Raw genomic sequence first — 10,523 nt, 5'->3', positions numbered from 1 at the left:
TGTCAGCTTAGGCGGAATCCCCTGCAATTCAGAGTTCAACTACTAGGATACGATGAATCCCGCCCTTGTTTTATCCGATCACCGGAGCTATCCCTTGACAGAAGGGGCCGTTTCGGTTATTTTTTGTCTTGAAGAGATAATATTTCTATATCAAACATAAATGGGGCGATGACGATGAATGTGTTGGCTGTTGAACTGTCTATGCGGCTTTTTGATTCCAATTCTCTGAAGGATAAGCGCAGCGTTGTGAAAAGCATCCTTGCCAAGATGCATCAACGGTACAATGTCAGCATTGCGGAAGTATCGGCACAAGATATGCTGAACCAGGCCGTCATCGGGTTGGCGGTTGTCAACAGTTCGCGGGTCCTCTGCCAAAAAATCGTGGATAAAATCATTGAGGAAATCGAATCGAACTATCCTGTGGAAATCTACCAAATCAACGAAATCGAATGAGAAAAGTAAATAGGGGCTTTATCAGAACCAGCGTAGCACTCTCTGGATCTGATAAAGCCCTTTTTGTTGCTATTAGCACTCTGGTTGTCCGATTCAATCGGATTACCGGACAACTTTCGCTCTAGTTATGGCTGCTGCCTGCAGAATAGGCCGTCTACGTATGAGACAGCCCGTTGATCCGTTATTTGAAGACTTTAAGGAGCTCGTAGCGGAAAGAAATATATGTGTAATTTTGACGATTGTACATCTCGCGCGCCGTATCCGCTGCATCAGCCACTAAAAGGACGGTCTTCCCGTCGGCATGATCCATCACGAATTGCTGCAGAGCCGTTCCAATCCTTTTACCCCGGGAATCTACAGCAACGTGAAAGTTATCGATTTCAATACTTTCCTCTTTCAGATAAAGGTCGATGGAACCGACCGCTTCATCGGAGCGCAGGGCCACGATGGGACGGAAAGCTGGATTGTCGAATTTAGCTTGGGTGTAGGGCTGCTTCTGTTTTGCGAATTCCTCGCTGACTTCCTTGTCTGCCCGTGCGGACAAAGCCAGATAGGCGCTGCGGTTGTCGGCGTTCACCCATTCCACTTTGACATCGGAAGGTGCTTCATCAATCCGTGTCGACACAAAGGTTCCGGGAAGGGCCGCGTACAGTTCCAATACATCGAGGCTGAAGTCGTTCGAACCCAGATAGGAAATGATCGGCTGCGGAATTTCGCAATCTTCGGGCCAAATGAATTTTATGAAATCCTGGTTATCTTTTTGATGCTCTGATTTCAAATAGGCTTCCGCCTCGATGAATTCAGCGAAGGTTGGCACGCGATGGAAAATCACGTAATTTTCGATATACATAAAAAGGGCCGTTTCATTGTGATAGTGAGTGTACAGAGAGGTTTCTTTGACTACTGACTTGCTATGTTCGATATCCTTGAAAGAAAAGGTCATTTTTGGACTCCTTAAAAAAAGAAAAATTGATGCACGCTTCAAGATATGATAGCATAGGAAAGGAATTTGTTACAATAAGCCGAAACAACATATGCGGTGGAAAGCGCTAGGGATAACTGACTAAAAAGCAGCATCTTCTGCGAATTTCATTTTTATAAAGGTTCATAGGCTTATGTTTTGTAAATAGATAGGAGATATAAATGAGAGATTATCAAAAATTGTACGAAAACATAAAGGCTTTCCATAAACTGAAGCCTTGGGAAATAATGAAAGACACAGACGTGGTCGGGATCAAATATTCCGACCGCAAGGAGCCTGTATTCTTTGCTTTGGACGGGTTGGACGAGGACAGCATCGGATTGAGCGTCTTCCGGGATGTTTCGGAATACATCCTCTATTTGGATTTGCTGGAGTCGGAGTTCGCGGAAGTTGATGGCAACGGGGAATACACTGAGAAGTTGAAAAACATCAGACTGGAATTCGTCGACCGAAACAAACTGGAAGAAATCGATTATAACCGTATCCGCACAACGGATGTCAAATTCCGCGGAAAAAAAGCTTGGCCGGAGCTGCTGGATTTCACGCCAGGACTTGTTCCGTGGTCGGCTACCGAAGAGGACATCACTCTTTTCGAACGCGTGCTGGAGAGCTTTTTAGAAATGTTCCCTATCTACAGCAAACTGGACTTTGACAAGTCCTTTGCGGCAGATGACGTTCCGACGCGCTACTATTACCAAGCAGGTACAAAAGACAGTGTCTGGAAATTGAAAGAAGAGCATATTCTGGCGTTCTTGACCGGCGGTGAATTGACGAAAGGTCCATATGATCTGATGCTTTCTCAGTTTGAAATCCGTCGTTTGATGATGGAGAAGAAAACCTTCTTAAGAAATACCTTCGAAATAGACTTATTTTATTTGCCGCAACCAATCACCTTCAAAGAAGGGGAACGGCCGCGCTTTGTGAAGATGATGGCCATCGCGGATAAAAAATCGGGAGAAGTACTGCTGGCGACTGTCCTGGCGTCCGATAAATCGCGCGATATCCAATTCGAATTGTACAAATATCTGTTTGAGGCGAAAGTTTTTCCCGCAAAAATCGAAATGCGCGGGGATAGCGTGTTGGAAACTTACGAGATGTTGGTTCCCTTGCTGGATGAGTTGGACATCGCACACGCTGAAAAGAGCAGATTACGGAAAATCGAGGCTTTCCGAAAAAGCTTATCGGAAGATATCTTCTGAGAAATAGTTTATTTTTCTGAAAATAACAGCACAAGAAACAAAACAATTTTTGAGTTGCGTAAAATTGTTTTGTTTTTTGTTTTCTTCAAAATAAATGGTAAAATTGTTAATAAGAAAAGAAAACGAACTCATGCACGCCTCAGAGCTTATTTTGTTCCGGATAAAGGGGTTTTTACGTGTTTAATCAAGAAAATGTGAAATTACTGACGAATACAGAATTAAAGGTATACGAGTACATCGTGCAGCGTACCCAAAAAGTGATCCGTATGAGCGTTCGCGAGATAGCTTCCGAGACTCATGTGTCGCCGGCAACGGTTACGCGGACCATCAGCAAGCTAGGGTTTGAAAATATCTGGGAGTGCAAATTGCATCTGAAGGAAATGGACAACCGCAAACACAATAAGAAGGTATTCGATACCTCGGAGATCGTTGAGGAGTTTTTCAGCCGTTCCATGCAATCGGAATACGAAGAAAAAATACAGGATGCAGTCAAAATGATAGCCAATTCCGACGTTGCCCTCTTTTTTGGCATAGGAACTTCTGGCCTGATCGCTGCATACGCATCCCGGCAATTTTCGAATCTAGGTCAAAGTACTTTCCATATCCAAGATCCATATTATCCATTTCATTTGATCAGCAGGCAATATACAAATACAGTGGCAATCATTTGCTCCGTCTCTGGAGAAACAGAAATCATGTTAAGGAAAACTGGAGATCTGAAGAGTTTAGGAAGCAAAATCATAAGCATCACGAATTCCTCTACCAATTCTTTGGCTAGGCAGTCAGATATAAACCTGGCCTATCATTTGACACCTGAATACGTCGACGAAGAAGTAAACGTGACTTCGCAGTTACCGGCCGTTTTTTTGATTGAAACACTGGCAAGACGCAATTATAATTACATGCAACAAATGCTTAACAACAAGCTTTAGCAGATTTTTCGTTTGAAACAAATCGTTTCTTTTATGAAACAACATTCCAAAAGCTGGTCATTGTTCCTTTACGAGATGAAACTGTTTACATTTCGTTCACAAACCCTATAATAAGCTTATATTGAAAAACAGAAAGCGCATCCGCAACTGTAAAACCGCTCTTTTTAAGGAAAGAGCATTTGTTTTCCAAGTGGATGTAACCGCTTAAAATATGTGGGCTTGCCCAATGTAAAGCGATTGGAAGGGATGAGAGCATGTATCATAAGAAATTGAAGCCGTTTAAAGAAGGTTTTTTATGGGGATCCGCAACTAGTGCCTATCAAGTTGAAGGCGCTTGGGACGAAGATGGTAAAGGCCCATCGGTTCAGGATGTGAAGGAAATCGTTCCCGATACTTCCGATTTTAAGGTAGCCACTGACCATTACCACCACATGCAGGAAGATATTGCTTTTTTGGCAGAGATGGGCTTCAAAACCTATCGTTTCTCGATTTCATGGTCACGGGTCATTCCTGACGGGGATGGAGAAGTCAATCCGAAAGGCCTTCAGTTCTACAGCGATTTGGTTGATGAATGTCTGAAATACGGTATCGAGCCTCTAGTGACGGTCTACCACTTTGACTTGCCGCAAGGACTTGCTGAAAAAGGTGGCTGGGAAAACCGCGCCACAATCGATGCTTTTGTCCGCTACTGCGATGTCCTCTTCGATAACTTAGGAGACCGCGTCAAATTATGGCTGACGATCAATGAACAGAACATGATGATCCTGCACGGCGCTGCAGTCGGTACAGGTGAAAGCACTCTGAAATCCTTGTACCAACAAAACCACCACATGCTTGTTGCACAGGCGATGGTGATGAACAATTGTCACGAAAAATTACCGGATGTGAAAATCGGACCGGCACCGAACATTTCGGCGGTCTATCCGAAATCGAACAACCCGGCGGACGTCCAAGCAGCCGATCTGTATACCGCAATCCGTAACTGGCTTTATCTTGATATCGCCGTGTATGGTGTATACAATCACCAAGTGTGGGCTTACCTGGAAGAAAATGAGGCATTGCCTGATATGGAGCCGGGTGACTTGGAGATACTGAAATCCGCGGAATGCGACTTCATCGCCTTCAATTACTACAACAGCTCGACTGTTCAAGCCTATCCGGCCGGAACGGAACGCGCAACAGGCAAAAAAGATCAGCAGTTATCAGATAGCCAAGAAGGATTCTTTGCAGGATCCGACAATGAGCATCTTCCTTATACAGAATTCGGTTGGCAGATCGACCCTACTGGATTCCGCACGACGATTAACCAAATTTACTCTCGTTATCGCAAACCCCTGATCGTTACTGAAAACGGTTTAGGCGGTATTGATAAGCTGGAAGATGGGAAGGTCCATGATCATTATCGGATCGACTATCTCCGCAACCATATCGAACAGATGAACCTGGCTGTTACGGATGGAGCAGATGTGTTCGGCTACTGCACCTGGAGTGCAATCGACCTTATCAGCACCCACCAAGGGTTCCGCAAGCGTTATGGCTTTGTTTACGTCAACCGGGAAGACTTCGATCTGAAAGATCTGAAGAGATACCGGAAAGATAGTTTCTATTGGTACAAAGGAGTGATCGCGTCAAACGGGGAGAAACTGGAAGGTTAGATGTAGAAAGCAAGGAAAGTTTTTCGCTCCAACCGTTGTTGATAAAGAACAGCGGCAAATGAAGGCGAAAGACGAAGGCCCATTGTTCTGAGACTGACTGGCAGAATCCGGACAAGCAATCATATCAATTTATTTTACTGTTTTCGGAGACGGCACGCTGTCTTCACAAGTGTTCCTAACAGAGGAGGATTTTATTATGGATAAATTCTTAGATACATTACAAGAAAAATTAGGACCAATTGCTTATAAATTAAACGAAAACCGTTACCTTTCAGCAATCAAGAGTGGGTTCTTCGGAGCAATGTCCCTACTGATCATCGGATCGATTTTCCTGTTGTTCGCTAACTTGCCGATTCCTGGTTACGCCGACTTCATGGCAGGTATCTTCGGTGCCAACTGGACAGAATTCTTCATGGTTCCTTATAACATGACAATGAACATCATGACATTATTCGTTATGATCGGGATTTCCCAAGATTTGTCAAAACACTATGGCTTGGATGATCTGGCAGGAATCATCTACGGTATCGTAGGATTCCTTATCTTGACTCCAACACTATTGAGCGCAGACGATGCATCAGGAATCCCAATGGATAACTTGAGCGCAAGCGGATTGTTCCTTGGTATGATGAGTGCTGTATTCGCAGTTGAAATCATCCGTTGGGTATTGGCTCGCGGCTGGAAATTAAGCATGCCTGATTCAGTACCATCAAACGTTGCAAAATCATTTGATGCTTTAATCCCTGGATTATTCGTTATTCTGATCTTCAACATCTTGCGTATGGTATTCGCTTTGACACCTTACGAAACAGCTCAATCATTCATCTTCGAAATCATCCAAGCACCACTGACTAGCTTAGGCGCAACATTGCCTGCAACTGTCTTGGTACTGATTTTGGAAACACTTTTGTTCTCATTCGGTCTTCACGGTCCAAACATCTTGGGTGCTGTAATGCAACCAATCTGGTTGACTCTGACTGCAGAAAATGCAGATGCTTACGCTGCAGGTGCTGAATTGCCGAACATCGTCAACTACCAATTCTATGCAAACTTCATTAAAATCGGTGGTGCCGGTTCAACATTAGGTTTGGCATTGCTTTGCTTGTTCGTAGCTAGATCGACTCAATTCAAAACACTCGGAAGATTAGCGATTGGACCTGGATTGTTCAACATCAATGAGCCTTTGATCTTCGGTATGCCAATCGTATTGAACCCAATCTTGATGATCCCATTCATCTTGACTCCAGTAATCTTGGCTATCCTTACTTACATCGTGATGAGCATCGGTCTGGTTCCTCTTGCAAACGGGGTAAACATTCCTTGGACAACTCCTCCAGTATTCTCTGGTTTCTTGATCAGCGGGTGGAGAGGTGCTGTATGGCAAATCATCGAAACAGTCATCAGTGCTGCAATCTTCTACCCATTCTTCAAAATCGAAGACAACAAAGCATATAGTATTGAAATCGGTGAACTTGAAGCTGATGCTTCAGGAAACGTAGTAGCATAATCAAATAGCCTCAAAATGAGCCCCTTTCATAGGGGCTCAAATTAGATATAAGGATGGGGAAATCTTATGGCAGACAAAACAATCATGTTAGTATGTGCAGCTGGAATGAGCACCAGCTTACTAGTATCAAAAATGCAAAAAGCGGCGGTGGCACAAGGATTGGACGCTGATATTTTCGCAGTATCCGCTTCAGAAGCAGACGCACATTTGGCTAAGAAAAAAATCGACGTTCTGATGTTGGGACCTCAAGTCAAATACATGAAGAAACAATTCGAAGATAAAGTTGCCGGAACGGACACCAAAATGGATGTTATCAACATGCAGGACTACGGCATGATGAACGGCGAAAAAGTATTGAAAACAGCCCTCACTTTGATGGGACTATAATATAAAGACTAAGGAGTTTATAACATGGCAGAACCAAAAAACCTGGATGTCATCATGCAGTTGATCATGCATGGGGGCGATGCAAAAGGAAATGCGATTGAAGCGATCGAAGCGGCAAAAGCAGGAGATTTTGCATTAGCGAACGAAAAAATCGGCGAATCGGAAAAAGCATTGGTGGAAGCCCATCATGCGCAGACCGGTCTGTTGACACAAGAAGCATCTGGAGATGCAGTGGAACTGTCGTTATTGATGGTCCATGGACAAGATCATTTGATGACGTCCATCGCATTCAAAGACTTGGCGAAAGAAATCGTCGAAATCTATGAGAAAATCGCAAAATAATCACTAGACACCAAACATAGATGGACCATGAACCTCTCATAGGATTGATGGTCCATTTTGCATTTTGAACATAAAAAAACTAAACCGAAAGTGGGTTATACTATGCAGCACAAGAAAATGAAAGATTTTCCGGAAGATTTCCTATGGGGTTCTGCCTCGGCCGCCTATCAAGTCGAGGGAGCTTGGGATGAAGATGGAAAAGGTGCATCTGTCTGGGACACCTTTGTCAGGATTCCCGGCAAGACATTTAAAGGAACGAACGGGGATGTAGCAGTTGATCACTACCATCGTTTCAAAGAAGATGTTGCATTGATGGCTGAACAGGGGCTGAAGGCTTATCGTTTTTCGATTGCTTGGAGCCGTATCTTCCCTCACAACATGAATGAAACGAACGAAAAAGGTCTGCAGTTCTATGATGATCTAATTGATGAGTTGCTGGCGAATCAAATCGAACCGGTTGTCACTTTGTATCATTGGGATATCCCACAATATCTGCAGGATGAGTATCTAGGCTGGGAATCGCGCCAGATCATCGAAGACTTTACCACCTATGCAGAAACCGTGTTCCGCAGATACGGCGATCGGGTAAAATATTGGGTATCCCTGAACGAACAAAATATTTTCATTTCCCATGGCTACATGATGGCGACCCATCCCCCGGCAGTCAAGGATCCGAAACGGATGTACCAAGCCAATCATCATGCGAACGTAGCGAATGCGGCAGCCATCAACAAATATCGGTCGCTTGGTATGGATGGGCAAATCGGGCCGAGTTTCGCTTACTCACCAGGCTATCCTATTGACGCACGCCCAGAAAACATTCTGGCAGCGGAGAACTTCGACGAAATGAACGCCTATTTTTGGATGGACGTCTATGCAAAAGGAGAATACCCTACCGTCATCTGGAATTGGTTGGAAGAAAACGATCTGCAGCCTGAGACCCGACCGGAAGATTTCAAGATACTGAAAGCAGGGAAACCTGATTTCATGGGCGTGAATTACTATCAGACATCAACGGTTGCCGCGAATCCATTGGATGGCGTCGGCATCGGCACACCGAATTATTCCGGCGAAAAGGGGAGTACCGAAAGAGGCGGAATTCCAGGCGTTTTCAAAGAAGTACTGAATCCATTCGTTGAAAAGACCAATTGGGATTGGGATATCGATCCGCTGGGCCTTCGCATCGCCTTACGTCGGATAAACAGTCGATACGGACTGCCGATACTGATAACCGAAAACGGACTGGGTGAATACGACAAGCTTGAAGAGGGACAGATTCATGACCAGTACCGGATCGATTATCTGAACGACCATGCCAAAGCAGTCCAGGAAGCCATCACAGATGGCGTGAAAGTGCTCGGATATTGCACTTGGAGTTATACCGACCTTTTAAGTTGGCTGAACGGGTATCAAAAGCGTTATGGGTTTGTTTATGTGGACCGAGATGAAGAAAGTCCGAAAGAGTTGAAACGATACAAAAAGGCCAGTTATTACTGGTACAAAGAGGTCATAGAACAAAACGGCAAGAATCTGAAGTAGTGTCCTCTCTCCACGAAACCCGAAAGAAAGCGGTGTGGTGAAAACGTTTGAAAGTTTATGAAAGTGTTTTCGACAAACGCTATCATGTGTGTTATAATAATCGCATAGCAAATTATTTTATGGATGGAGAGAATGAATATGGCAGACAAAACAATCATGTTAGTATGTGCAGCTGGAATGAGCACCAGCTTACTTGTATCAAAAATGCAAAAAGCGGCGGCAGCGCAAGGATTGGATGCTGAAATTTTCGCAGTATCCGCTTCAGAAGCAGACGCACATTTGGCCAAGAAAAAAATCGATGTCCTGATGTTGGGACCGCAAGTTAAATACATGAAAAAACAATTCGAAGATAAAGTTGCCGGAACGGACACAAAAATGGATGTCATCAACATGCAGGACTACGGCATGATGAATGGCGAAAAAGTATTGAAAACAGCTCTAACGTTAATGGGTGAATAAACAAAACAACACTGAAGGAGTCTATAACATGGCAGAACCAAAGAACCTGGATGTCATCATGCAGTTGATCATGCATGGAGGCGATGCAAAAGGAAATGCGATTGAAGCGATCGAAGCGGCAAAAGCAGGAGACTTTGCATTAGCGAACGAAAAAATCGGCGAATCGGAAAAAGCATTGGTGGAAGCCCATCATGCGCAGACCGGTCTGTTGACACAAGAAGCATCTGGAGATGCAGTGGAACTGTCGTTATTGATGGTCCATGGACAAGATCATTTGATGACGTCGATCGCATTCAAAGACTTGGCGAAAGAAATCGTCGAAATCTATGAGAAAATCAGTAAATAATAAAATAGATGCATGCGGATATCCGGCGAAAACCGGATATCCGCTTTTTTATTATTCTTTTTTGGGAGAGTGCATATAATGAAGGAACTCATAAATAGTGTCATTTATTCGAGGCATTGGATTTTTATCTTCTAAAAAATGTTGACAATGAGAGGTGTCGGGTGGTAGTATTTAGAAGTTGTCCACGAGAGCAAATAAAACAATTGAAAATAATTGTTGACATGCAATTGTGATGGTGATAAGATATAAAAGTTGCTGCTTCGAGCGACCTTCAATAAATTTTTTTGAAAAATATTTCAAAAAATGCTTGACGGATAAACGAGGCCGTGATAACATGAGTAAGCAATCACGTAATACGTGATGCGCGATTGACCTTTGAAAACTGAACAAAGAATGAACGAACCAAATGTGCAGGGAGCTTAGACTTCGGTCGAAGCAAACGAAGGCGATACATCGTATCGCAAACATAAAGTCAGCAAGAAATTAAGAGCTATTCAGCTTTTCATGAGGGTTTCTGTACAAGAGCCCACATTACATGAGAGTTTGATCCTGGCTCAGGACGAACGCTGGCGGCGTGCCTAATACATGCAAGTCGAACGGTCTTTTCTATGGAAGCTTGCTTCCACTGAGAAGATAGTGGCGAACGGGTGAGTAACACGTGGGTAACCTGCCCATAAGAGGGGGATAACATCCGGAAACGGGTGCTAATACCGCATAGTTTT

General features: G+C 43.9%; 11 protein-coding genes and 1 rRNA gene. 11 read left to right on the top strand and 1 reads right to left on the bottom strand.

The genetic code is table 11. The annotated features are described in order from the left end of the window. Positions 1-168 precede the first annotated feature (168 nt). Positions 169-453: a DUF503 domain-containing protein gene (locus TES5_RS09310; protein WP_232309344.1), complete on the top strand. Its 285-nt coding sequence runs from the start codon at positions 169-171 to the stop codon at positions 451-453. 181 nt (positions 454-634) lie between these two features. Here TES5_RS09310 and TES5_RS09305 read toward each other — a convergent pair whose 3' ends face one another. Beyond that, complete coding sequence (locus TES5_RS09305) at positions 635-1,396, bottom strand: GNAT family N-acetyltransferase (protein ID WP_068561602.1); 762 nt, start codon at positions 1,394-1,396, stop codon at positions 635-637. Between the two features lie 200 nt (positions 1,397-1,596). Here TES5_RS09305 and TES5_RS09300 point away from each other — a divergent pair, with 200 nt between their 5' ends. From TES5_RS09300 to TES5_RS09255, 10 genes are all read left to right on the top strand, one after another. Then, positions 1,597-2,634 carry a DUF7309 domain-containing protein gene (locus TES5_RS09300; RefSeq protein ID WP_068561601.1) on the top strand — a complete coding sequence of 346 codons (1,038 nt, stop codon included), beginning with the start codon at positions 1,597-1,599 and terminating at the stop codon, positions 2,632-2,634. Positions 2,635-2,810: 176 nt separating this feature from the next. Continuing rightward, entirely contained in the window at positions 2,811-3,566 is a 756-nt protein-coding gene (locus TES5_RS09295) for a MurR/RpiR family transcriptional regulator (protein WP_068561600.1), read from the top strand. Between the two features lie 254 nt (positions 3,567-3,820). Beyond that, on the top strand, positions 3,821-5,221 hold the full coding sequence (locus TES5_RS09290; protein ID WP_068561599.1) for a glycoside hydrolase family 1 protein: 1,401 nt from the start codon (positions 3,821-3,823) through the stop codon (positions 5,219-5,221). A 196-nt stretch (positions 5,222-5,417) separates the two neighbouring features. Beyond that, positions 5,418-6,728 carry a PTS sugar transporter subunit IIC gene (locus tag TES5_RS09285; RefSeq protein WP_068561598.1) on the top strand — a complete coding sequence of 437 codons (1,311 nt, stop codon included), beginning with the start codon at positions 5,418-5,420 and terminating at the stop codon, positions 6,726-6,728. A gap of 66 nt (positions 6,729-6,794) precedes the next feature. Further along, positions 6,795-7,115 (top strand): PTS sugar transporter subunit IIB, encoded by a 321-nt coding sequence (locus TES5_RS09280; protein WP_068561597.1) that lies wholly within the window; start codon positions 6,795-6,797, stop codon positions 7,113-7,115. A 24-nt stretch (positions 7,116-7,139) separates the two neighbouring features. Then, positions 7,140-7,457: a PTS lactose/cellobiose transporter subunit IIA gene (locus TES5_RS09275; protein WP_068561596.1), complete on the top strand. Its 318-nt coding sequence runs from the start codon at positions 7,140-7,142 to the stop codon at positions 7,455-7,457. Positions 7,458-7,559: 102 nt separating this feature from the next. Next, positions 7,560-8,996, top strand: a complete 1,437-nt coding sequence (locus TES5_RS09270; protein ID WP_068561595.1) for a glycoside hydrolase family 1 protein — start codon at positions 7,560-7,562, stop codon at positions 8,994-8,996. Between the two features lie 138 nt (positions 8,997-9,134). Beyond that, positions 9,135-9,455 (top strand): PTS sugar transporter subunit IIB, encoded by a 321-nt coding sequence (locus TES5_RS09265; protein WP_068561594.1) that lies wholly within the window; start codon positions 9,135-9,137, stop codon positions 9,453-9,455. A gap of 28 nt (positions 9,456-9,483) precedes the next feature. Then, positions 9,484-9,801 (top strand): PTS lactose/cellobiose transporter subunit IIA, encoded by a 318-nt coding sequence (locus tag TES5_RS09260; RefSeq protein WP_068561593.1) that lies wholly within the window; start codon positions 9,484-9,486, stop codon positions 9,799-9,801. A gap of 531 nt (positions 9,802-10,332) precedes the next feature. Beyond that, positions 10,333-10,523 (top strand): 16S ribosomal RNA (locus tag TES5_RS09255); the annotation flags it as partial.

It is taken from the genome of Trichococcus sp. ES5 (assembly GCF_900067165.1).
GTDB lineage: Bacteria > Bacillota > Bacilli > Lactobacillales > Aerococcaceae > Trichococcus > Trichococcus flocculiformis.
The sequence above is the reverse complement of the archived record's forward strand: the minus strand, read 5'-3'. Positions and strand labels throughout refer to the sequence as shown.

What these genes read in the sequence shown, in the direction of transcription:
- TES5_RS09300 (WP_068561601.1), top strand. Translation starts at nt 1,597, where the DNA reads ATGAGAGATTATCAAAAATTGTACGAAAACATAAAGGCTTTCCATAAA.
- TES5_RS09275 (WP_068561596.1), top strand. Translation starts at nt 7,140, where the DNA reads ATGGCAGAACCAAAAAACCTGGATGTCATCATGCAGTTGATCATGCAT.
- TES5_RS09265 (WP_068561594.1), top strand. Translation starts at nt 9,135, where the DNA reads ATGGCAGACAAAACAATCATGTTAGTATGTGCAGCTGGAATGAGCACC.
- TES5_RS09260 (WP_068561593.1), top strand. Translation starts at nt 9,484, where the DNA reads ATGGCAGAACCAAAGAACCTGGATGTCATCATGCAGTTGATCATGCAT.
- TES5_RS09270 (WP_068561595.1), top strand. Translation starts at nt 7,560, where the DNA reads ATGCAGCACAAGAAAATGAAAGATTTTCCGGAAGATTTCCTATGGGGT.
- TES5_RS09310 (WP_232309344.1), top strand. Translation starts at nt 169, where the DNA reads ATGACGATGAATGTGTTGGCTGTTGAACTGTCTATGCGGCTTTTTGAT.
- TES5_RS09290 (WP_068561599.1), top strand. Translation starts at nt 3,821, where the DNA reads ATGTATCATAAGAAATTGAAGCCGTTTAAAGAAGGTTTTTTATGGGGA.
- TES5_RS09280 (WP_068561597.1), top strand. Translation starts at nt 6,795, where the DNA reads ATGGCAGACAAAACAATCATGTTAGTATGTGCAGCTGGAATGAGCACC.
- TES5_RS09285 (WP_068561598.1), top strand. Translation starts at nt 5,418, where the DNA reads ATGGATAAATTCTTAGATACATTACAAGAAAAATTAGGACCAATTGCT.
- TES5_RS09305 (WP_068561602.1), bottom strand. Translation starts at nt 1,396, where the DNA reads ATGACCTTTTCTTTCAAGGATATCGAACATAGCAAGTCAGTAGTCAAA.